The sequence below is a fragment of the Bradyrhizobium sp. SZCCHNS1050 genome (assembly GCF_032484785.1).
In the GTDB taxonomy this organism is placed as follows: Bacteria; Pseudomonadota; Alphaproteobacteria; order Rhizobiales; family Xanthobacteraceae; genus Bradyrhizobium.
The window spans coordinates 470103-491394 of the sequence record NZ_JAUETR010000001.1 but is presented as its reverse complement, the minus strand read 5'-3'; the positions used below and the strand labels follow the sequence as shown (position 1 = coordinate 491394).

20 protein-coding genes are annotated in these 21292 nt (G+C 65.6%); 9 read left to right on the top strand and 11 right to left on the bottom strand.

Annotated elements, in window-relative coordinates:
* Positions 1-83: 83 nt before the first annotated feature.
* A complete protein-coding gene (locus tag QX094_RS02220) occupies positions 84-575 on the top strand; it encodes an ATP-binding protein (RefSeq protein ID WP_315753608.1) in 492 nt (163 codons plus the stop codon).
* 112 nt (positions 576-687) lie between these two features.
* Here QX094_RS02220 and QX094_RS02215 read toward each other — a convergent pair whose 3' ends face one another.
* Entirely contained in the window at positions 688-942 is a 255-nt protein-coding gene (locus QX094_RS02215; protein ID WP_316187620.1) for a hypothetical protein, read from the bottom strand.
* Positions 943-1034: 92 nt separating this feature from the next.
* Positions 1035-2720, bottom strand: a complete 1686-nt coding sequence (locus QX094_RS02210; protein WP_316187619.1) for a PAS domain-containing methyl-accepting chemotaxis protein — start codon at positions 2718-2720, stop codon at positions 1035-1037.
* A gap of 470 nt (positions 2721-3190) precedes the next feature.
* Here QX094_RS02210 and QX094_RS02205 point away from each other — a divergent pair, with 470 nt between their 5' ends.
* Entirely contained in the window at positions 3191-4183 is a 993-nt protein-coding gene (locus tag QX094_RS02205) for an AraC family transcriptional regulator (RefSeq protein WP_315753626.1), read from the top strand.
* Between the two features lie 118 nt (positions 4184-4301).
* Here QX094_RS02205 and QX094_RS02200 read toward each other — a convergent pair whose 3' ends face one another.
* Positions 4302-5033, bottom strand: a complete 732-nt coding sequence (locus tag QX094_RS02200; RefSeq protein WP_315753610.1) for an alanyl-tRNA editing protein — start codon at positions 5031-5033, stop codon at positions 4302-4304.
* A 175-nt stretch (positions 5034-5208) separates the two neighbouring features.
* The gene (locus QX094_RS02195) at positions 5209-5934 is read right to left on the bottom strand and encodes a hypothetical protein (RefSeq protein WP_315753612.1); all 726 of its coding nucleotides are present in this window, start codon (positions 5932-5934) and stop codon (positions 5209-5211) included.
* A 60-nt stretch (positions 5935-5994) separates the two neighbouring features.
* On the opposite strand from QX094_RS02195, the gene QX094_RS02190 reads away from it, so the two are divergent.
* A complete protein-coding gene (locus QX094_RS02190) occupies positions 5995-7545 on the top strand; it encodes a flavin-containing monooxygenase (protein WP_410052917.1) in 1551 nt (516 codons plus the stop codon).
* Between the two features lie 213 nt (positions 7546-7758).
* Here QX094_RS02190 and QX094_RS02185 read toward each other — a convergent pair whose 3' ends face one another.
* Positions 7759-8211: a MarR family winged helix-turn-helix transcriptional regulator gene (locus QX094_RS02185; protein WP_315753628.1), complete on the bottom strand. Its 453-nt coding sequence runs from the start codon at positions 8209-8211 to the stop codon at positions 7759-7761.
* A 100-nt stretch (positions 8212-8311) separates the two neighbouring features.
* Between QX094_RS02185 and QX094_RS02180 the strand changes: the two genes are divergently transcribed.
* The 3 genes from QX094_RS02180 (at position 8312) to QX094_RS02170 (ending at position 11570) form a co-directional block, all read left to right on the top strand.
* Positions 8312-10234, top strand: coding sequence for an FAD-binding monooxygenase (locus tag QX094_RS02180; protein WP_316187618.1), 1923 nt, complete (start codon positions 8312-8314; stop codon positions 10232-10234).
* A 136-nt stretch (positions 10235-10370) separates the two neighbouring features.
* A complete protein-coding gene (locus tag QX094_RS02175) occupies positions 10371-10616 on the top strand; it encodes a PilZ domain-containing protein (RefSeq protein WP_315712872.1) in 246 nt (81 codons plus the stop codon).
* Between the two features lie 84 nt (positions 10617-10700).
* Positions 10701-11570 carry a tetratricopeptide repeat protein gene (locus QX094_RS02170; RefSeq protein ID WP_315712870.1) on the top strand — a complete coding sequence of 290 codons (870 nt, stop codon included), beginning with the start codon at positions 10701-10703 and terminating at the stop codon, positions 11568-11570.
* A 131-nt stretch (positions 11571-11701) separates the two neighbouring features.
* On the opposite strand, the gene QX094_RS02165 is transcribed toward QX094_RS02170, so the two are convergent.
* The 4 genes from QX094_RS02165 to cpaB are packed head-to-tail and all read right to left on the bottom strand — an operon-like array spanning position 11702 to position 16040.
* Positions 11702-12970 (bottom strand): CpaE family protein, encoded by a 1269-nt coding sequence (locus QX094_RS02165; protein WP_316187617.1) that lies wholly within the window; start codon positions 12968-12970, stop codon positions 11702-11704.
* Entirely contained in the window at positions 12967-13704 is a 738-nt protein-coding gene (locus QX094_RS02160; RefSeq protein ID WP_315712867.1) for a CpaD family pilus assembly protein, read from the bottom strand. The genes QX094_RS02165 and QX094_RS02160 overlap by 4 nt, the downstream gene beginning before the upstream one ends.
* A gap of 33 nt (positions 13705-13737) precedes the next feature.
* Positions 13738-15207 (bottom strand): type II and III secretion system protein family protein, encoded by a 1470-nt coding sequence (locus QX094_RS02155; protein WP_410052254.1) that lies wholly within the window; start codon positions 15205-15207, stop codon positions 13738-13740.
* Positions 15208-15224: 17 nt separating this feature from the next.
* Positions 15225-16040, bottom strand: coding sequence for a Flp pilus assembly protein CpaB (gene cpaB / locus QX094_RS02150; protein WP_315712864.1), 816 nt, complete (start codon positions 16038-16040; stop codon positions 15225-15227).
* Positions 16041-16714: 674 nt separating this feature from the next.
* On the opposite strand from cpaB, the gene QX094_RS02145 reads away from it, so the two are divergent.
* The 3 genes from QX094_RS02145 to QX094_RS02135 all read left to right on the top strand — a co-directional run bounded on the left by QX094_RS02145 (position 16715) and on the right by QX094_RS02135 (position 18889).
* Entirely contained in the window at positions 16715-17407 is a 693-nt protein-coding gene (locus tag QX094_RS02145) for a PilZ domain-containing protein (protein WP_315753618.1), read from the top strand.
* Between the two features lie 176 nt (positions 17408-17583).
* The gene (locus QX094_RS02140; protein ID WP_315712861.1) at positions 17584-17739 is read left to right on the top strand and encodes a hypothetical protein; all 156 of its coding nucleotides are present in this window, start codon (positions 17584-17586) and stop codon (positions 17737-17739) included.
* A 220-nt stretch (positions 17740-17959) separates the two neighbouring features.
* On the top strand, positions 17960-18889 hold the full coding sequence (locus QX094_RS02135) for an aspartyl/asparaginyl beta-hydroxylase domain-containing protein (RefSeq protein WP_315768730.1): 930 nt from the start codon (positions 17960-17962) through the stop codon (positions 18887-18889).
* Between the two features lie 142 nt (positions 18890-19031).
* Here the strand turns inward: QX094_RS02135 and QX094_RS02130 are convergent, their stop codons facing one another.
* Both QX094_RS02130 and QX094_RS02125 read right to left on the bottom strand, forming a co-directional pair.
* Positions 19032-19436 carry a hypothetical protein gene (locus QX094_RS02130; RefSeq protein WP_316187616.1) on the bottom strand — a complete coding sequence of 135 codons (405 nt, stop codon included), beginning with the start codon at positions 19434-19436 and terminating at the stop codon, positions 19032-19034.
* A gap of 1139 nt (positions 19437-20575) precedes the next feature.
* On the bottom strand, positions 20576-21277 hold the full coding sequence (locus QX094_RS02125; RefSeq protein WP_316166165.1) for a fumarylacetoacetate hydrolase family protein: 702 nt from the start codon (positions 21275-21277) through the stop codon (positions 20576-20578).
* Positions 21278-21292 lie beyond the last annotated feature (15 nt).

Sequence of the window (21292 nt, the reverse complement as noted above, 5' to 3'; positions counted from 1 at the left end):
TCGGGCCGGGCGCTTCCGCCTGCGAGAATTGCCTGTGAATGCTCTTGGCGCCCGAAGCGGCGCCGTATGCGAGGTCTGTATCCGTGTCTCCCAACCAACCGACGCTGCACCTCGTGTGCGGCAAGATCGCTGCCGGCAAATCGACGCTCACCGCGGAGCTCGGCCATCGCCCGGCCACCGTCGTGGTCGCCGAGGACGACTGGCTGTCGCGGCTCTATCCCGGCGAGCAGAGCAGCCTGGCGGACTACGTGCGCAATTCGTCACGGCTGCGCAGCGTGATGGGGCCGCACGTCGTCGCGCTGTTGCGGGCCGGCGTTTCGGTCGTGCTCGACTTCCCCGCCAACACGCCGGCGAGCCGCGCCTGGATGCGCGGTCTGTTCGAAGCCGCCGGCGTGCCGCACCAGTTGCACCATCTCGACGTGCCCGACGAGGTCTGCAAGGCGCGGCTGCGCGCCCGCAACGCGGAAGGCCGCCACGCCTTCACCGTGACCGACGAGGAGTTCGACCTGTTCACTTCATACTTCGTGGCGCCGACCCCGGAGGAAGGATTCGACGTGATCTTGCATCGGCCGTGACCTTGCGGCGGCGACTGGGACTGCTGTCGTCCCGCTGGCTTGTTGGCGGCAATCCTGGCGGTGCGCGTCGCCGCGCAACCGTCAGCCGTGCCGCGGCGATCACCGCCTGGTCTCAGAAGATTGCGTCCAGCGCGCTTTCGGCAGCGGAGATGAGCGCGCGCACCTTTGCGCTCTCAGACAGCAGCGCGGCGAATGACGGGTCCGCGCCGATGTGCTGATCCAACTCATCCAAGGCGTTGCGCCACTGCTGCAACTCTTGCTGGAGGCGTTCGGTCTGGGGACGCAGGAGTGCCCGACAAGCCGCCACGGCGTGCTGTTCGACGAATCGCGAGGAATCGGGAGCAGGAAAATGAATGATGTCGGCCACGGTCTTCTCGTCAGCGCCTTCTGGTGAACGCCCGCATTCGATCGCTTATGGGGCGGCGGCCCGCCGGGCTCCGCCGCCCTGGTCGCGCGCAGCTAAGCCGCGGTCCGGGCGGCCAAGGCCTGAGCTTCGGCTGCGGCGCGGGCCATGCTGGACGACATCTCGTTCGTCACCGTGCTCTGCTCTTCCACCGCCGCCGCCGTCGAGGTGACGTATTCGCTGACGCTGTTGATCGCCTGCTTGATCGAGTTGAGCGCCGTCACGACGTCGCCCGAGATGCCGTTGAGGTTCTCGATTTCCTGGGCGATCTTGTCGGTGGCCTGCTTGGCCTGGTTGGCGAGGTTCTTGACCTCGGCGGCGACGACCGCAAAGCCACGCCCGGCTTCGCCGGCGCGGGCGGATTCGATGGTGGCGTTGAGCGCGAGCAGGTTGATCTGCCCGGTGATGTTGTTGATCATCTCGACGATGCCGCTCATCGCCTGCGTGGCTTCGGACAGCCGCTGCGCCTGGCCGTCGGCGGATGCTACCTGACCGACGGCGCCCATCGCCGTCTCGCGGGACTTGGTCATGGCTTCGGAAATCTCCCGCACAGACGCGTTCAACTCCTCGGAGCCTGCTGCGACGGATTCCATCATCGCACGGACGCGCTCGTTGCCTATGCGCACCAGCACCTGCCTGGTGACGTCGGTCGCATACTTCACGACCTTGAACGGCTTGCCGTTGAGATCGAGGATCGGATTGTACGAGGCCTGGATGTAGACCTCCTTGCCGCCCTTGCCGATGCGTTTGTATTCCGCCGCCTGATACTGCCCCCGGTTCAGGTCGGCCCAAAACTCGCGATATGCGGCACCATCGCGCTCCGAAGGCTCCACGAACATGCTATGATGTTTGCCTTTGACCTCGGCCAGGGTGTAGCCGAGCACATGCAGGAAATTGTCGTTCGCGGTGATGATCGTGCCGTCCATGTTGAACTCGATCACAGCCTGCGACTTGCCGATCGCATCGATCTGGCCGGCCAGATCCGCGTTCCTGAGCTTCTGCGCGGTGACGTCGGTCGCGAACTTGACCACGCCGAACGGCTTGCCGGCGGTATCGAGCATGGGATTGTAGGTGGCGAGAATCCAGGCCTCCTTGCCTCCCTTGCCGATGCGCTTGTATTCGCCGCCTTGATATTCGCCGCGATTGAGGGCCGTCCAGAACTCGCGATACGCCGCGCTGTCGCGCTGTGACGGCTCGACGAACATGCTGTGATGCCGGCCCTGGATCTCGTCGAGCCGATAACCCAGAACGTCGCAAAAGTTCTGGTTCGCCGTCACGACCGTTCCGTCCAGCTTGAACTCGATCACGGCCTGGGCGCGATCGATGGCAGCGATCTTGGAGCCGTCCGCCATGCTGCGCAGCTTTTTCGCGGTAATGTCGGTCGCGAACTTCACCACCTTCACCGGTCGGCGGTTGCCGTCGAGAACCGGATTGTAGGACGCCTCGATCCAGACCTCGCCGCCGCCTTTGGTGATCCGCTTGAATTCTGCGGCCTGGAATTCGCCGCGGTTGAGAGCCGCCCAGAATTCGCGATAGGCCGCGCTGTCCCGCTCGGCCGGCGCCACGAACATGCTGTGATGCTTGCCCTGGATCTCATCCAGCCGGTATCCGAGCGTATCGAGGAAGTTCTTGTTTGCCGTGATGATCGTGCCGTCCATGTTGAACTCGATCACGGCCTGCGAGCGGCTGATCGCGTCGAGCATGGCCTGTGCGTCACCCTTGGCGTGTCTGCGGCCGAACATTCTCTTTCCTCTCTAGGTCTGCTCTGCCGGGGTTTCGGCACATGCACGTCTGTCGATTTCCAGGACCTTGGTTCGCTGGGGCCAAACGCCGCCGCGAGGCCCGACTCTGGTCCAGAGTGAGCGGATCGTAGTTGAATCGAATTATCCAAGTATTTGTCCGATCCCCGACAGATCGGCCGTATGCTGCCGCTCCGATGACCCCGATACCCATCGCATTTGGCCGCTTGGTACGCCGTTGTTCCGAGCGAGCCATTGGACGACCCGGCGCAGACCACGGCCAGCCCCGCGAGGCAGCATTCTGTCCGTAACAATACGGGGTGTTCGGTTATCACCGCGAAAATCGTACGCCCCCTCGCGCCGGGACGTTGTCCGAACTGTGGAACTGAACGAAATTCGTGCTTGCCACGTGTCCTAACGCACGGCCTTGTGCTCACGCGCCTGACGATTGCACGAGGGTTGACCAGGTGGTGATGCCGATCGGGCGGAGGAGCTGTTTGGGTCAAATCTCATATCTCGATCGATATCCGCTGTTTCGCTCGCGTGATCGCGAGTTCGCGCGCGATCGCTTGTTCAGCATCTACGCCGTCGATCGTTTCGACAGCTCCGACTCCAGCTTCGGCATCGAGGCCAATCTTGCGCGGCTCAGCACCGCGGGGCTGGCGTTCTGCTCATATGCGGGCGCGGCGTCGGTGTCGTTTCCGGAATCGACGATCTACAGACAGTTCTTCTCGATCCAGGGCACTGCCGGATACAGGACTGCGCGAGGCCACCAGGCGATCGTCGCCTGGAGTCCCCTGATATCCGGGGATTCAAGACTGGATCTCGAATTTCCTGCCGGCTACTGCCAACTGGTGGTCAGGGTCGAAAGCGCGCCTTTGCACCAGCTGTTGAGAGCCATGCTCGGCGATGACAGAGATACGAATCTGACCTTTGACGAAGGCCCAACCGATCCTGCTGTCATGGCTCTCGTCCGCCAGGACGTTTTCAGGCTTGCCGGTGAGTTGCAGATGTTCGGAGCGGACTACTCGCCGATAGCCATCGCAGAGCTCGAGCGGAGCTTGATGATCCGGCTCCTGCTTGCAAATCGGCACAGCTTTAGCAGCCGCCTGCTGAATGCGCCCCAGCGAGTCAACCGTATGGTTGTCGATACCGTCGAGTCCTATATCGAGGCACATTGGGACGAGCCTCTGGACCTCGAGAAGATTGCCGCGATCGCGGGGGTCAGCGTCCGGTCGATTTTCCGCGAGTTCTCGGAGTCGGGACGCGGATCACCCGGCCAGTTTGCCAAGCGCGTCCGACTTCAGCGGGCATCCGAACTTTTGCGACGGCCCGATGCCAACACAAGCGTCGTGTCGGTCGCCTTCAAATGCGGCTTTGGCAATCTGGGCCGCTTTGCCAGCGAGTACCGTCAGATGATGGGTGAGTTGCCCTCGGAGACGTTGCGGAACGCAAGGAAGACGTGAGCTTCCATGGGATCACGGACGCGCCTGCGTTACAATCGTATCGGACGTCGAGCGATGATATACGCGTTTGACAATGTGCATTGCGACGCCGGCCGTTTCATCGCGAGCCGCGCGATTCTCAAGCCGTGACGAATCCGATCCTCAACCGCCGGTTCTGCCGGCCCTTGTTGTCGACCTTGAGAATGCGGATGCGCCGCGCCTGCGCCGTCGAGACCAGGTGCGTGCCGCCGCAGGCCTGGCGGTCGAGGCCGTCGATGTCGACGATGCGGATCAGGCCGTCGGCCTGGCGCGGCGGGGCGACCGATTTGGCGCGAAACAGTCCCGCGGTCGCCTGCGCGTCGTCATAGGGCATGTCGAAGGCACGCACCGGACGATCGTCCGAAATCGCGGCATTCACCGCATCCTCCACCGCGCGCAGTTGCTCCGGCGCCACCTTGGGCAGATCGAAATCGACGCTGAACTCGTCGGTCTCGGTCATGCGGACGCCGGTCAGCAGCGCGCCGTCGAACAGGGTGTAGACGGCGCTGTTGACGAGATGCGCCACCGTGTGCTGCTCGCTCATGCGCTGCCGGAACGCCGGATCGACGCGCAGCTCGATCGCCCCGTCGGGGATGGCGTCATCACCGATCAGGTGCCAGATGCCGTCGGCGGTCGGCTCGAACCCGGTGACGACGCGGACGATCCCGTTCCACGCGATCGTGCCGCGGTCCGGCAACTGGCCGCCGCCGCCGGGATAGAACGGCGAGCGCGCCACCAGCACCGCGCCGGGGCGCGCGTCGAGCGCGGTGATGTCGAGCTCCAGCACGTCGGGACGATCGACAGCGAAAGGGCGGGGCAGGAAGTCGGTCATGCAGAACGGCTCGCAATCGCATCGCCCGGATGAGCGGAGCGACGTCCGGGTTCATCGAGACGGCGCGTGAGGCCCCGCATATCGCTGCGCTCATGCGGGCCACGAAGCTACGACGATACGCAGCATCGCCGCGCTGCGCAAATGGCCGTTCCTGTCTCGGCCGCAGCGCCGGGTCTCAACGGCATGCGGCCACCGTGAACCACGCCATGCGAAACGCGCCATCGCCCAGGCGCAGGCACACGGTGTCGCCCGGCTGCAACCTTTCGTACAGCGCCTGCGCAACATGGGCATCGGTGGCTCGCGCGAACGGGCCCCACGGCTCGAGCGTCACCTGATGCGTGGCGAGCCGGCTGTGGCCGAGATGCTTGGCGAGCACGCGGCTGCGCAGCAGCGCCGGCGCCGAGTGGTCGAGCGCGGTGTTGAACTGGCCAAGCGTCCCGAACGCATAGGCAGCGACGAAGAGAGCGGCGAGCAGCAGCCGCCAGCCGCGGCGGCGGAGCTGGGTTTCGAACCGCGCGGCGACGATGAGGAAAATGATCGCGACCGCGGTCGCGAAGGCTGTCAGCGGCAGCCAGTCGACGAGATTGATGTCCGACAGCGTGCGCGCGGCGAGCGTGCCGGCCGCCACGATGCAACCGGTGCCGAGATTGGCGCCGTAGCCGGAGCCGAGGCCGATGCGGAACCGCCCGGGAAAGCGCAAGGTGAGGATGAGCGCCACCAGCGGGATGACGGTGACGACCGCGATCAGCTGGCCGGCCGGAAAGCTCGGGAAGAGCGACCAGGCTGCGAGCCCGATTGCGAACAGCGAAAAGCCCAGGGCGATGCGCTGCGACGGCGCACCACTGCCGTCCCGGCTGTCGCTGTCGCCGGGCCTGTCGTCGCGCGGGTGGGGAGCGTTCATCACCAGATCCGTATCGAGGGTGTTTCCCGCTGATAGCGGAGGAGGGTTGACCGACGACGAATGCGCCGGCGATTTGACAGCGACGAGCCGGGTTGCGACTGTCCGCAGCCAGAGCAAGAAAGCCGCACCAGGAAACGCCAGGAACACCTCATGTCAACAGAGCATGTCGACGTGCTGATCGTCGGCGCCGGGCTGTCCGGCATCGCCGCCGCCTATCATCTGCAGCACAAGTGCCCGAGCAAGCGCTTCGCGATCCTGGAGGGGCGAGGCGCGATCGGCGGCACATGGGACCTGTTCCGCTATCCCGGCATCCGCTCCGACAGCGACATGTACACGCTCGGCTATTCGTTCAAGCCGTGGACCGATCCGAAGGCGATCGCCGACGGGCCGCAGATCCTGAAATACGTCCAGGACACCGCGACCGATAACGGCATCGACCGCCACATCCGGTTCAACCATCGGGTCATCAGCGCGTCGTGGTCGAGCGCGGACGCACGCTGGACCGTCGAGGCCGAGCGCCGGACGGAGCAGGGCACGGTCGAGACCGTGCGGATGACCTGCGGCTTCCTGTTCATGTGCTCCGGCTACTACCGCTACGAGTCGGGCTATCTGCCGGACTTCAAGGGCATGGCGGATTTCAAGGGCCGCATCGTGCATCCGCAGGCCTGGCCCGAGGATCTCGACTATGCCGGCAAGCGCGTCGTGGTGATCGGCTCCGGCGCGACCGCGGTCACATTGGTGCCGGCGATGGCCAAGTCTGCCGCGCATGTGACGATGCTGCAGCGCTCACCGACCTATGTGGTGTCGCGCCCGGCGCAGGACGCGCTCGCCAACAAGCTGCGCCGGCATCTGCCCGCCAGCCTCGCCTATCACCTGATCCGCTGGCGCAACGTGCTGTTCGGGATGTATTTCTTCCAGCTCAGCCGGCGCAAGCCGCAGCGGGTCAAGCAGCTGATCCTGGGCGGGGTGCGCGCCGCGCTGGGTCCCGATTACGACGTCGCCACCCATTTCACGCCGCGCTACAACCCGTGGGACCAGCGGTTGTGCCTGGTGCCGGATGGCGACCTGTTCAAGACCATTCGCGAGCAGCGCGCCTCGGTGGTGACGGCCGGGATCGAGACCTTCACCGAGCGCGGCCTGCGCCTCGCCGACGGCCGCGAAATCGAGGCCGATATCGTGGTCACCGCGACCGGGCTGGTGCTGCAGGTGCTCGGCGGCATCGAGGTCGTCGTGGATGGCCGCACCGTCGATTTCGCCAAGACGCTCAACTACAAGGGCATGATGTATTCCGACGTGCCGAATCTGGCGGCGACGCTCGGCTACACCAACGCGTCCTGGACGCTGAAATGCGACCTCACCTGCGAATATGTCTGCCGGCTCCTGAACTACATGGACCGGCACGGCTATCGCCAATGCGTGCCGCACAATGACGATTCCACCGTTACGCCGCTGCCGTCGCTGAGCTTCAGCTCCGGCTATGTGCAGCGCGCGGTCGCCGACCTGCCGAAACAGGGATCCAAGCGGCCGTGGCGGCTGTACCAGAACTACGCGCTGGATATCGTCTCGCTGCGCTTCGGCAAGGTCGACGACGGCGTGATGCGGTATTCATGAGGGCAGGGGGAATCGGCAACGTGGTGTGAGTCTGCGTCGAGATCTCTCCACGGCGTCATGGCCGGCCTTGTCCCGCCCATCCACGCCGACATGCCGGGCAACCACGAGATGGATGTCGGGGACAAGCCCGACCATGAGCAACTAGGTCGCAGTTCGCCCGGGGTGAAAGGCACTTTCGGCGTGCGCCCCCATGTCCGAATGCAATGCCCTCCATCACCGCTCCGCCGCCCCCTCCCGCAGCGGCGCGCGGCTGAGATCGTTGCCGGCGGCGATCGCCTTCTGCATGAGGCGGATCAACTCCTTCGCCTCGGCCTCGCTGAGGCCGCGCACCATCAGCCGCTGCGCCGCCTCGACCGCCGGCGTGATCGCCTCCAGCGTCCTTCTCCCCTCGTCGGTGATCAACAGCTCCCGTGACCGGCGGTCGCGCGCGCTCGCACGGCGGACGACGAGGCCCTTCTGTGCGAGCCGGTCGATCACGCCGGTGATCGTGGTGCGGTCATAGGCGATCAGGCCGGCCAGCGTGATCTGGTCGATGGCCGGGTTGGCCGCGATCGCCGCCAGTGCCGCATATTGCACCGGCGTCAGGTCGAAGCCGGCGGCTTCCACCTCCGCCAGGAACACCGCCACGGCGATCTGCTGAAACCGGCGCGCCAGGTGCCCCGGCATGTCCCGCATCTCGGTCAATTCGAATCTCCTGTCACCAGCTTGACAAGCATACTGATGATCAGCATACTGATCAATAAGAATGGCGAGGGAGGGTGGTCACGTGCAGTTTCATCTCAACGGCTTCCAGCCGGGCGATCCCGAGATCTTCGACGCGGCCGAACGTGTCGCGAGCGCCGGCGCGACCGGCCCGCTGCCGCCCGAGGCCGATGTCCTCATCGTCGGCTGTGGCCCCGCCGGGTTGAACCTCGCTGCCCAGCTTTCCGCTTTTCCGGACATCAGGACCTGCATCGTCGAGCAGAAGCCGGGCCGGCTGCTGCTCGGCCAGGCCGACGGCATCGCCTGCCGCACCATGGAGATGTTCCAGACCTATGGTTTTGCCGAGAAAGTGCTGAGGGAAGCGTGCTGGATCAACGAGACCACGTTCTGGAAGCCGAGCGACCAAGACAGCAAGCATATCGCGCGCAGCGGTCGCGTGCAGGACGTCGAGGACGGCCTGTCGGAGATGCCGCATGTCGTGCTCAACCAGGCTCGGGTCCACGATTTCTTCCTGGACGTGATGCGCCGTTCGGCCGCGAAGCTCGAGCCGCACTACGCGCGGCGACTGCGTGATCTGCGGATCGATCCGGCCGCGGGCATCGAGGCGCACGGCGTGACAGTCAGCTTCGATCGCATTGATCCGGAGCATGAAGGCCAGGTGGAGACGGTGCGCGCGCGCTACGTCGTCGGCTGTGATGGCGCGCGCAGCGTCGTGCGCAAGGCGATCGGCCGCGAGCTGCACGGGGATTCCGCCAACCACGCCTGGGGCGTCATGGACGTGCTCGCCGTGACCGATTTTCCCGACATCCGCTTCAAATCGCTGATCCAGTCCGCCAAGGACGGCAGCCTGCTGGTGATCCCGCGTGAGGGCGGCTATCTCGTCCGGCTGTATGTCGAGCTCGCCAAGCTCGAGGTCGGCGAGCGCGTGGCCGGGCGCAACATCACCGTCGACGAAGTGATCGCCAAGGCACGGCGCATTCTCGCGCCATATACGCTTCAGGTGAAGGAGGTCGCGTGGTGGTCGGTCTACGAGATCGGCCAGCGCATCACCGACAAGTTCGACGACGTGCCGGACGCCGAGGTCGCAACGCGGCTGCCGCGCGTCTTCATCGCCGGTGACGCCTGCCACACCCACAGCCCGAAGGCGGGGCAGGGCATGAACGTGTCGATGCAGGACACGTTCAATCTCGGCTGGAAGCTCGCCGCCGTGCTGGGCAGGCGTTGCGCGCCGCAGCTCCTGCACAGCTATTCGGCCGAACGGCGGGCCATCGCCCAGGAGCTGATCGATTTCGATCGCGAATGGTCAGGAATTCTTGCCTCCGCCGCCAAGCAGGGCGGCGCCGATGCGGCCAGGACGCAGGACTATTTCGTCCGTCACGGCCGCTACACGGCGGGCACCGCCACGCACTATCGGCCCTCCGTCCTCACCGGCGACGACACTTTCCAGCCGCTCGCCACCGGCTTCGTCATCGGCAAGCGCTTTCACTCGGCGCCGGTCATCCGGCTCGGCGACGCCAAGCCGGCGCAGCTCGGACATGTCGTGCAAGCCGACGGCCGCTTCCGCATCTTCGCTTTCGCGGCCGCGGAGGATCCGGCCGCGCCGGGGTCCGCGATCCGCCGCCTGTGCACATTCCTCAGCGAGGATTCGGCCTCGCCCGTGCGCCGCCACACCCAGGTGGGCGCCGACATCGACTCCGTGATCGATCTGCGCGCGGTGTTCCAGCAGGGGCATCGCGAACTCGCGCTCGAACGAATGCCGGAGCTGCTGCTGCCGCGGAAGGGCCGTTACGGTCTCATCGACTACGAGAAGATGTTCTGTGCCGATCTGAAGAGCGGCCAGGACATCTTCGCGATGCGCGGCATCGATCGCGCCGCGGGCTGCATCGTGATCGTGCGGCCCGATCAGTATGTCGCCGACGTCCTGCCGCTCGACGACGTCGGGAGGCTGTCGGCGTATTTCGACGGCGTGCTGCTGCCGGTCCGCTGAGGGATGCAGAGGGTAAACGAAACCCAAATCCGGTCGCCGGATTTCCGGGCTTGGCGCTAGCCAGATCCCAAGGTTTCCTCGCTACAAACGAGGTCTCCGGATTGGACGATTGAGTGGGTGAGACGTCGAAATGTTGATGTTGGCGAACCGTCGCAAGAGTGAACGTCGGCTGTGCAGGAGGATCGCGAAGATTCACTATGGCAACGGCAGCCTGCCGCGGGACTGCACGGTCACGGATATTTCCGACGGCGGCGTCAAGGTGATCGCCGAATTCGTCGAGATTCCCCCGCAGTTCACCATCGTCTTCGCGCCCGACCACCAGCGCAAGTGCCGGCTGGCCTGGCGCATCGGCTGCGAGTTCGGCGCCGAATTCATCGATTGAGCGGGCCGGCCGCGCCCGCTTAACGGGACCTTAGGGTTAATCTGCCAGCGTGCAGATCATCTGGTCCCGAAGTAGTTCAGTTGCATGCGTACGCGGCCCCTTCGCTCTCTCCCTCTGCTCCGGCCGGCCGCGTTCGCGCTGTCGTTCACGGCCGTGCTGCTCGGTCTCGGCGCCTGCCAGACCACCGATCTCAGCGAGGTCACGGGGGCACTGGGCGGCAATCCCGAAAAGAGCCGCGCGGCCGCCGCCGACCCGCGCGCCGAGATCGACCAGCTCCGCGAGCGCTTCCGCGCCAATCCCAACGATCCCGAGGTGGCGCTGCGCTATGGCAGCGCCCTGCGCGGCACCGGCCAGCGCTCGCAGGCGGTCGCCGTGCTCGAGCAGGCGACGATCGCCAATCCCGGCAACAAGGCGCTGCTGGCGGCCTTTGGCCGCGCGCTTGCCGACAATGGCAATTTCCAGCAGGCGTTCGACGTGCTCAGCCGCGCGCATTCGCCCGAGGATCCCGACTGGCGCATCCTGTCGGCGCAGGGCGCCACGCTCGACCAGATGGGGCGCAACGAGGAGGCCCGGCAATACTACATGACGGCGCTGAAGATCGCCCCTGACGATCCTTCCGTGCTGTCCAATCTCGGTCTCTCCTATGCGCTCTCCAACGAACTGCCGAAGGCCGAGGAGCAGTTGCGCAAGGCCAGCGCGCACCCCGATGCCAGCCCGCGGGTCCGGACCAATCTCGCCGTCATCGTCGGCCTGCAGGGCCGGATGAGCGAGGCCGAGAGCATCGCGCGTTCGGGGCTGCCGCCGGAGCAGGCCAGCGCCAGCGTCGCCTATGTCAAGCGCATCCTGGAGCGCCGCAAGATCGCGCAGCGCGAGCTGTCGCCGCGCCGCGACCGTCCGGTGGCCGGCGAGCCCGACAAGGCGCTGGCGCGGGCACTCAGCCGGTCCGACGACTAGAGCATGATCCGGAAAGTGGAAACCGGTTTTCCCTCGCGACAAACGCCAACGGCATTTACGCGGAGATCATGCCCAAACAAAGAGATGAGATCATGATGCGAGTCCCTGGAATCGCATCATGATCTCAGGCGCTATTTCGCGCCGAGCAGTTTCGCGATCGGCGCCAGCAGCGAGCCGCGCTGCGGCTTGTGGTCGATCCGTCCGGTGAGCCGGTTCGCGATGTCCTGGAACAGTTTTGGCGTGCGGCTCAGCCCCGATATCTCCGCGATCATCTGGCCGTTGTTGGCGGCGGTGCCGAACAGTTTGCAGTCGAACGGGATGACCGCGACCGGCTCGGCCTCGACGGTCTTGGCGAAGCGCTTCAGGTCGATCTCCGGCCGCTTGGGCATGCCGACCTGGTTCAGGCAGTACAGCGGCGGCCGGTCGTTGGGACGGGAGGCCTTGAGCACGCCGAGCAGGTTCTTGGCGTTGCGCAGGTTCGCCAGATCGGGCTCGGCGACCACGAGGATGTCGTCGGCATTGATCAGCGCATGCCGCGTCCAGGCCGACCATTGGTGCGGCACGTCGAGCACGATGCATTGCTGGGTCATGCGCAGGGTGTCGAAGATCGCGTCGAATGCGTCGGCGCCGAAATCATAGACGCGGTCGAGCGTCGCGGGCGCGGCGAGCAGGTTGAGATTTTCGGTGCATTTGGCGAGCAGGCGCTCCATCAGCGCCGTATCCGGCCGGTCCGGCTGGAACACGGCGTTGGCGATGCCCTGCAGCGGATCCTGGTTGTAGTCCAGCCCCGCGGTGCCGAACGCCATGTCGAGATCGATCACGACCGAATCCAGCGTCAGGTCGCGCGCCATGCTCCAGGCGACGTTGTGGGCGACGGTGGAGGCGCCGACGCCGCCCTTGGCGCCGACCACGGCGACGATGCGGCCGGTGATGACGGCCTCCGAGGCCGAGAACAGGCTGCAGACCGAGCGGATCACGTCGATGGTCTCGACCGGGCCGAGCACGTAGTCGTTGACGCCGCGCCGGACCAGCTCGCGATAGGCGACGCCGTCGGACGGGCTGCCGATCAGCACCACGCGGGTGCCGGGATCGCAGACGCTGGCGAGATCGTCGAGGCCGCCGAGAATGTCGCCGCCGGGCCTGGTCTCGATCACGATGACGTTCGGCGTCGGCTGCGAATGATAGGTCTCGATGGCGCGCGGCATGCCGCCCGCCTTGATCGTGATGTGCGCCTTGCCGAGCCGGCGGTCCTGGCTCGCGGCGAGGATCGCGGCCGAGGTCTGGTCGGTTTCGCAGAATGCCTGCACCGAGACGCGCGGGACCGGCGCGATGTGATCGTCGAGGGCCGGGCCGGTGGGGCCGGGCTGCTCATCCTGGCTCTGACGGGACGCGTTGATCATTTGCCTGTATCGCTGAGCTTGGCCTTGTCGGACTCCGGATACGCCACCGCCGTCGACTCGCCCTTGCGGTACTTCTCGAACAGCGCGGAGCGGCGCGGCGTGTAGGCGGCCATCTCCGAGCGCGGCTGCTCGAGATCGGCCGGGTTGTCGATCATCGCAGCGAGGTTGCGCTGCGTGGCGCAGCCGAAATTCTGATAGTGCTGGTTGCTGCTGTAGCCGGGATTGCTGAAGTTCGGCCCGAGGTCGTCGGGCCACAGCCCGCAGGGACCGGCGACGGCGGCGATCTTCGGATAGCTCAGCCGGATGACGGCGAGCTGCCGCGGATCGTCGGGCATGGTGTTGCGCAGGGTGATCGCGTGCGAGGGAACGCCGCCGGCGGTCAGCACGGCGCGGATCTCGCGGTAGGCGTCGGCCGCGGCGCGCGCATTCGACGTGCCCGTCGGCACCTCCGCCATGATCCCGCCGGTGCCTTCGCGCAGCCATGAGCGCGCGAGCCCCGCGACGTCCACGCGCTGCTGGTAGGTCAGGCCGCCGCGGCCGCTGCCGATGAAGACGACGGTCGACTGCCGGCCTTCCTCGATCGCGATCGGATGGCGGATCTTGTAGTCGTCCGGGATCGTCGCGACGACCTCACCGGTGGTGGTGTTGCAGGCGCCGAGCGTGAGCGCCAGCCCCGCGATGGCGACGATCCGGCGCAGCGCGCGCCTGCCGTCTGGTATGGATGTTGCCGACATGATCGTTCCCCCGTGCCCCGTCGTCCCGCAATCTCAGTCGATGATGAAGCCGAAGCCGGCCGGCTGCCCCGTGGCCGCGTCGACCCTGGCGGCGATGCCGTACAGCCGGTTCATGCGGCCGAGCAGCGCCGACTCCGAGTCGGTGGCCGGCGCGAAGCCGTCGTCCGGACGCGACAGCTCCTTCTGGGCGACGGCGCGCACGACATAGGGCGTCACCAGCACCATCAGCTCGGTCTCGTTGTTGACGTAGTCCTGGCTGCGGAACAGCTGGCCGAGCACCGGCAGCTGGTTGAGCCCGGGCAGGCCGTTGATCGCCTGCTTGGTCTGGTTCTGGATCAGGCCGGCCATCGCCATCGAGCCACCGGAGGGGATCTCGACCGTGGTCTCGGCGCGGCGGGTGCGGATCGCGGGGATCGTCACCGACGAGGTCGAGGCCGAGGTCAGCGCATAGGACACCGTGATCGCGTTGTCGTTCGACAGCTCCGACACCTCCGTCATCACCCGGAGGCTGATGCGGCCTTCGCCGAGCACGACGGGCGTGAAGTTGAGCGAGATGCCGAACTTCTTGTAGGTGATCGACGTGCTGCAGACCCGCGTGGTGGGATCGCAGGAATAGCCGCCGGGAATCGGGAACTCGCCGCCCGCGATGAAGGTCGCGGATTCGCCGGAGATCGCGGTCAGGTTCGGCTCGGCGAGCGTCTTGACGACACCGGCCGTCTCCATGGCGCGCAGCGTCGCCGAGACCGACGACAAGCCGCCGCCGGTGGCGGAAAGGCCGTTGGGGCCGACCAGCGACTTGCCATAGGCGGTGAACGGGTTGGTGTTGTTGAAGTTCACCACCGCGGTGCCGTAGTTCAGGCTGGCGCTGAGATCGATGCCGAGCTGCTTGACGATCTCGCGCCGGACCTCCGACACGTTGACCTTCAGCATCACCTGATCGCGGCCGCGCACGACGATCGAGTTGACCACCTTGTCGGCACCGCCGACCAGGCGTGCGGCGATCTCGCCGGCCTGCTGCGCCTCGACCGGGCTCGACACCGATCCGGTCAGGATCACGCCTTCGCCGACGCCGTCGATCTTGACGCCGGGAATGCTCTGGCTCAGCGCCTGGCGCACGCCGTTGAGATCGCGCTTGATCGCGATGTCATAGGCGGCGACCTGCTGTCCCTCGCCGTCGAAGAACACGACGTTGGTCTGGCCGACTGCGGCGCCGATGATGTAGGCGCGCCGGGCCGAACGGACGACCGCGTTGGCGACCTTGGGATCGGCGACCAGCACGTCCTTGACGTCCTGCGGGAAGTCGACGACCACCGACTTGCCGATGCCGAGCGAGAGGAAGCGCACCTTCGACGAGCCGACCGAAACCACCGGCGTCTCCGGCCTGTCGTCGGCCGCCTTCACCGGCGTCAGCGCCGGATTGAGCGCAAGCCCGATCACGGCCGATGTCGATAGCGCGCGGACGACCCACGTCCCGAACTTTGCGCGTTGATGCCCACCCATCATCTTCCTCGTCCTTTCGGTCACTTCTGCGCCGTGAGCGAGCTCGTGATCCCATAGCGAATGATCTCGATGGCGCTGCCCCGTCGCGCCATCTGCTGCTGCTGTTGCTGCGCCTCGGTCTTGTTGCCGTCGGCGGCGTTCACGTCGGCGATGCTGCGCAGCGCCAGCGCCAGCGAGCCGGCCTGTCGCGCGCGCGCCAGGGTCTCGGCCTGCTCGGGCCTGAGCTCGAGCGTCACCGTCTTGCCGACGACGGTGTTCTGGCCTTCCTTCTCCTTCGGCGCCTGATCGATCGCGAGCACGCGGACGTTGGAGAGAATGATCTCGGAGCTGACGAAGTCGGCGGCGCCGGGCTTGTCAGGGTTCTTGTCGCGCTTCGACAGGATGACGTCGACGCGGTCGTTCGGCAGGATGAAGCCGCCGGCGCCGGTCTCGGGCGAGATCTCGGTGGAGATCGCGCGCATGCCCGCGGGCAGGATCGCCGCCATGAAGCCGGAGCCGTCCGCCTTCACCAGCTTCTGCTCGCGGATCGGCTCGCCGATCACGAACGGCGAACGGGCGATGGTGCCGACCAGCTGATTGGCCGCCTCGGGACGGTCGCCGCGCCGGATGAAGATGTTGCTCGCGGCCTCGGGCCAGGTCTGCCAGATCAGGTCGCCGGGCTTGATCGCCTGTCCGAGCCCGATGTCGGTCTTGGCGACCAGCACCTCGACCGTCGGCAACTGCACGACCGGCGCCACGGGCGCCTGCCGCTGGCCGTCGGAATTGCTGACCAGATAGGCCGCAACGCCGCCCGCGCCGAGAGCGATGGTTAACACCACGATGCGTGCGGTCATCATACGCGTGACTACTCTGCTTACTCATACGCCCGGGGCGACGCGCGAGCCGACTGACAGCCGTCCCCCTCACTTACGACTAAGCGGCAATAGTATAAGCGAAATTGAACGGCATGGGCTGCAGCAGCTGCCGTGCCGACCGATTGCGCAAGTGGTGAACAGGTTGTTAGCAAGCAAATAGCGAAACGACGCGAATGTGTTAGCTGTTTGCTCGCAGCGCGGTTGCGCGCGCTGATAGTTGCTCACCAGATTGAATGAAATTGTGAGTTGCAGCCGCGCCTCGGTGGCCGCGCGTTAGGATGAATCATTGACTAATCACGTTGGACGCGAACGGACGCTCATCGTGAGACGGTGTGCGTCGTGGCGCGATGGCGCCGCGGCTGATGCGATCAGCCGCTCGTGCCCGCAACGAACAAGTGCCGCGCCGCACCGTAGTCCGACGGGCCGGCATTTTTAGAAAGCAGAAACGGGTTGGACATACGATTCCGTTGAGCGGGATTTCCGTTTCGGATTCAGATTTCCTCAAGAATTTGCGCGCACGGTCCGGGGCATGGCGGCTTTGCCCAATTCGATTTAGTTCGACCGAAAATGCACGTAGAAATTGTAACAGGCATATCGTGCCGCGGCGTGGGCCGGGCCATCGTCGGGGACAGCATGGGGTCGGGGGGAGACGTGCAATGTCGGTTGCTCGATTCCTGAAGCAGCGCGCGGTCAGGATTCAGACGGTCGGGTCCTACACGCTTCCGAACTGGTATTCCCCGGAAGGACGGCTGCGATCCTTCGCCTGCCGCACCACGCGGGTGTCGCCGTTTCGCGCGCTGCTCGAGGTGCCCGTGGTCGGCAAGGTCGGCGATCGTCTGACCTCGTATTTCCGCGACTTCGGCAAGTTCGAAGGCGAGATCAGCGACACCGTGCATGGCGGCTTTCTGCTCGAGCTGGAGATGACGCGCGCCGAGCGCGCCAAGCTCGCCGAGAAGCTGGTCTGGCTGGAGAAGAAGCAGAAGGATCCGTCGATCCGCGATTCCCGCCGCGATGCGCGCTTCGTGCCGAACTCGCCGCATTCGGCGCTGACGCTCGCCGACGGCAGCTGCATCCCGTGCTTCGTGATCGATGCCTCGATGTCGGGCGCCGCGGTCTCGGCGGAGATCCAGCCGGAGATCGGCACGCCGCTGGCGGTGGGCAGTTGCATCGGCCGTGTCATCAGGCATTTCCCCGACGGCTTCGCCGTCCGCTTCGTCGACCAGTTGCCAGGCGCCAACGAGCTCGAACGGCGGGTCATCACGCCGCCGGTGCGCCCGATGCGGCGGAACCTCGTGGTCCATGGCGATGACCGCCTGATCGGGGCGCCGGAGGACTTCTTCCTGGTGTGACGGCGGCGCTCCTGCGGCGCTCGACGGCGGCCGCTCCGGCCTGCGCGGTTTCGCGTATGGAGCGGCGGCAGGAATCGCGGCATGGGAACCGGCGGCCGTCCGCACGGTTAACGCGATGTTAATCGGCATCGTGACAGCTTGCGCGTGCCGGGTGCATTGCCAGGAGGACCAGTCCCATGGAGGCCCAGAAGACCGCGGTGGATGCCATCGTCGTCCTCACCGGCTGCGACCGCGACGCGGTGGCCGCCTTCATCCGCCGCATGTATCTGGCCGGCGTCCGGGACCCCAAGCGGCTGACCTTCAAGGGCCTGCAGGAGCTGACGCGGGCTTAGCGCGATCGCGAGCCGGGGCCGGCGGCTGTTGCAGCCGGGTCACGCCGCAGAACTTTCAACCCCGATTCCCGTTCACAACCCTCGTGCGAAGGGATGCGGCCGGTCGCGCTTGCGGCTAAATTGAGGCCCTTGGCCGGCATCAGAGCACCCCTTCGATCTCGCCCAGAAGGCGACACATCTGCGCAACACGCTCTGAGCGGCCGGATCATGGGTCCCGGACATGCTCAGACAGCTCTTCGCGCCACAGCTCATCGGCCTCTACATCCTGATCGGGGCCACCATCTACGTCCACTTCCGCGGCAAGCAGCGGCTGCGCTTCGCCCGCCAGCTCGGCGACCACTCCACCTATCTCGCCCCCTACAATGTGCTGATGTATGCCGGCTCGGCTGTGCCCAACACGCCGGTGATCCCGGTGGAGCAGTTTCCCGAGTTGAAGAAGCTCACCGATAACTGGCAGACCATCCGCGAGGAGGCGGTACGCCTGTTCGACGAGGGCTTCATCCGCGCCGCCGCCGCCAACAACGACTGGGGCTTCTACTCGTTCTTCAAGAGCGGCTGGAAGCGCTTCTATCTGAAATGGTACGACGACTTCCTACCGTCGGCGCGTACGCTGTGTCCGAAGACGGTCGAGCTTTTGAACTCCATCCCGAACGTGCATGGCGCGATGTTCGCGATGCTGCCGCCCGGCGGCAAGCTCGGCGCCCACCGCGATCCCTTCGCCGGCTCGCTGCGCTATCATCTGGGGCTCGTCACGCCGAACTCCGACAAGTGCCGCATCCTGGTCGACGGCGTGCCCTGCGTCTGGCGCGACGGCGAAGCCTTCATGTTCGACGAGACCTTCATCCACAGCGCCGAGAACGCCACCGACGTCAACCGCATCATCCTGTTCTGCGACGTCGAGCGCCCGATGAAGCTCGGCTTCATCGCCGCCATCAACCGCTGGGTCAGCCACCACATCGTCAAGGCCTCGGCGACGCAGAACGTCGACGGCGAGCACGTCGGCGTGCTGAACAAGGTGTTCGGCAAGCTGTATGAGCTTCATCTGGCCACGCGGAAGGTGAAGGCGTGGAACAGGACGGTGTATTATGCGGCGAAGTACACGTTGACGGTGGCGATCGTCGGCGCCATCGTGGTGTCGGCGTTTCGGTGAGATTGGGGAGTAGGGCGGATTAGCGGAGCGTAATCCGCCGCTTCTTCTCCGCGGAGGGACGGCGGATTACGCCTTCGGCTAATCCGCCCTACGCGTTCCAAAGATGGGTTCGGAACGGACGTTCGCGGTCACTCTGCCGTGGTCAGGGGTATGGCGGGTGCCAAATCGCAAATGGCGGGCTCCATTGGCCGGAATCGTTCAGTACGAGCAGGACCGCACCGCCACGCGCCGCCGAGGTCCCATTGAAGAGCGAGAACTGGATGCTGTGGTCATTTCGTTCCTCTCCCTTGAAGAACGCCGAAGTCTTCATCGCCTTCGACGCCACGTCGGCCGTACAACCTTCCGCGGGAAGGTGACGGTGCACGACCGAAAGAACTTCATTCAAGTCTCGAGGGTGCTGCGCCAGTAGATTGTCGATCTTCAAGACGAACGTGGAAAGTTGGCTTTCACAGTTAGCGCGCCCGGCATCTTGCGCGTTGGTTGAGGGCGTGCCACCCGAGACGCCAACGAGTGCTGCTGCCAACGCCACTATCAATTTTCTCTGCATCTACTCCACCTGGGCTCAGGTACCTTGCCGCAATCGACGCAAACGGCAAATGGATGGCCAAGACGTTGAGATCTCGATGATTGTGTTATTGCCTACGTCAAGCCCGGCCGCTATCGGCGCAGCGATGGTTCGTTAAGCGGAATCTAACGGAGCTAAGACTGTCCGCTGTGCGGATCACCATCAGGGGACTGCCGACCTCTTCTAAAAAGATACGAGCTGCTTGACAATTTCGCCAAATCAGCATTATGGTCCGCCCCATCCCGTTGCACGGTAGGGGACGGTTCGCGGTCGTCACGGACGTTGGCAGCGGGGAGCGGTGGACGCGGGGCGGCGGCGTGTGATGAGCACGGACGAACGCTTTCCTCGTGGACGGTGAAGGCGTGTGGTTCTGATACTCCGATGCTAGTATCAACGTTGCGACAAAGCTTCGCTTTGCGCAGCGGATGGTGGCCAGAAAGCCCGGTGCACCAGGAAGAGCGCGCTATAGCCCGTTAAAACCATCGCGCGGGGAAGGCCGGGTGTGTTCGGCCAGACCTGTGGTGACTGCCGCCTGCTTTTTTTCTGCAGGCGGGCCACGGGCGCGGCCAGCGCCCGGCCTCCATCTGGAGAGGGCGGGAATTGGAGCATCACTCGGGCGCGGAATGCGTCGCGAGAAGGTGGGTGCTCGTCTCTTCCTTGATGCTGTTTGAGATTGTGGATCAGTGTTGCCGCTCGGCCGGTGCCCACCCTCCCCTGGAGGGGGAGGGTCGCTCGCGCGCGAAGCGGGCGAGCGGGGTGGGGTGATCTCTCCACGCGCACCGGTGCCAGAGGAGAGATCACCCCACCCCGCCTCACGTGTCGCTTCGCTCCTCGTGAGGCGACCCTCCCCCTCCAGGGGAGGGTGAACCAGTCCTCGGCTGCGATTGGGCTTCAATGAAGGAAAGCCGTTCAGGGCGCGGACTGCGTCGCGAGAGCGTGGATGTTCGTCTCAGCCTGAACGCTGTTGAGATTGTGGATCAGATGATGTCGCAAAGCAGGTCTGACCCTCCCCCTCCAGGGGAGGGTGACCCCGGTGCCTGGCTGCGATCGGGCGCCAGACCGAAAAAAGCCGCGCAGAGCGCGGCCTTTTTGGAAGTGTTGCGAGGGACCGTGGGCGCCGCTTACGCCGCCGCAGGCCCGATCGAGACCTTCAGTGTGCCCACGCCGTCGACGCCGCATTCGATCTTGTCGCCCGGAACGACCGCCGCGACGCCGGCGGGCGTGCCGGTCATGATGATGTCGCCGGCGGCGAGCTCGACCTGCTGGGAGAGCTTCCAGATGATCTCCGGCACGTTCCAGATCAGCTCGGAGAGGTCGCCGGTCTGGCGCTCGGTGCCGTTGACCGACAGCCAGATCTTGCCCTTCGCGGGGTGGCCGATCTTGGCCGCGGGCTGGATGGCCGAGCAGGGCGCGGAATGGTCGAACGACTTGCCGACCTCCCAGGGGCGCTGCATCTTGCGGGAGGCGAGCTGCAGGTCGCGGCGGGTGAGGTCGATGCCGACGGCGTAGCCGTAGACGTGGTCGAGCGCCTTGTCGGTCGGAATGTTGAGGCCGCCGCTCTTCAGCGCGACCACCAGCTCGACCTCGTGATGCATGTCCTTGGTCAGCGGCGGGTAGGGGATCACGGCGCCGTCCGGCTCCAGCATGTCGGCATGCTTGGCGAAGAAGAACGGCGGGTCGCGCTCGTCATTGCCCATCTCGCGGATGTGCTCGAGATAGTTGCGGCCGACGCACCAGATGCGGCGGACCGGAAAGACGCCGGCTTCGCCGACGACGGGAAGCGAAGGCTGCGGGAAGGCCGGGATGACGGTGGAGGCGCTCATGAAATGGATCTCGGG

Excerpts from the sequence above, each read along its gene's own strand:
- QX094_RS02210 (WP_316187619.1), bottom strand. The coding sequence starts at position 2,720 with ATGTTCGGCCGCAGACACGCCAAGGGTGACGCACAGGCCATGCTCGAC.
- QX094_RS02205 (WP_315753626.1), top strand. The coding sequence starts at position 3,191 with ATGCCGATCGGGCGGAGGAGCTGTTTGGGTCAAATCTCATATCTCGAT.
- QX094_RS02200 (WP_315753610.1), bottom strand. The coding sequence starts at position 5,033 with ATGACCGACTTCCTGCCCCGCCCTTTCGCTGTCGATCGTCCCGACGTG.
- QX094_RS02195 (WP_315753612.1), bottom strand. The coding sequence starts at position 5,934 with ATGAACGCTCCCCACCCGCGCGACGACAGGCCCGGCGACAGCGACAGC.
- QX094_RS02190 (WP_410052917.1), top strand. The coding sequence starts at position 5,995 with ATGCGCCGGCGATTTGACAGCGACGAGCCGGGTTGCGACTGTCCGCAG.
- QX094_RS02185 (WP_315753628.1), bottom strand. The coding sequence starts at position 8,211 with ATGCCGGGGCACCTGGCGCGCCGGTTTCAGCAGATCGCCGTGGCGGTG.
- QX094_RS02175 (WP_315712872.1), top strand. The coding sequence starts at position 10,371 with ATGTTGGCGAACCGTCGCAAGAGTGAACGTCGGCTGTGCAGGAGGATC.
- QX094_RS02170 (WP_315712870.1), top strand. The coding sequence starts at position 10,701 with ATGCGTACGCGGCCCCTTCGCTCTCTCCCTCTGCTCCGGCCGGCCGCG.
- QX094_RS02165 (WP_316187617.1), bottom strand. The coding sequence starts at position 12,970 with ATGATCAACGCGTCCCGTCAGAGCCAGGATGAGCAGCCCGGCCCCACC.
- QX094_RS02160 (WP_315712867.1), bottom strand. The coding sequence starts at position 13,704 with ATGTCGGCAACATCCATACCAGACGGCAGGCGCGCGCTGCGCCGGATC.
- QX094_RS02155 (WP_410052254.1), bottom strand. The coding sequence starts at position 15,207 with ATGATGGGTGGGCATCAACGCGCAAAGTTCGGGACGTGGGTCGTCCGC.
- cpaB (WP_315712864.1), bottom strand. The coding sequence starts at position 16,040 with ATGATGACCGCACGCATCGTGGTGTTAACCATCGCTCTCGGCGCGGGC.
- QX094_RS02145 (WP_315753618.1), top strand. The coding sequence starts at position 16,715 with ATGTCGGTTGCTCGATTCCTGAAGCAGCGCGCGGTCAGGATTCAGACG.
- QX094_RS02140 (WP_315712861.1), top strand. The coding sequence starts at position 17,584 with ATGGAGGCCCAGAAGACCGCGGTGGATGCCATCGTCGTCCTCACCGGC.
- QX094_RS02135 (WP_315768730.1), top strand. The coding sequence starts at position 17,960 with ATGCTCAGACAGCTCTTCGCGCCACAGCTCATCGGCCTCTACATCCTG.
- QX094_RS02130 (WP_316187616.1), bottom strand. The coding sequence starts at position 19,436 with ATGCAGAGAAAATTGATAGTGGCGTTGGCAGCAGCACTCGTTGGCGTC.
- QX094_RS02125 (WP_316166165.1), bottom strand. The coding sequence starts at position 21,277 with ATGAGCGCCTCCACCGTCATCCCGGCCTTCCCGCAGCCTTCGCTTCCC.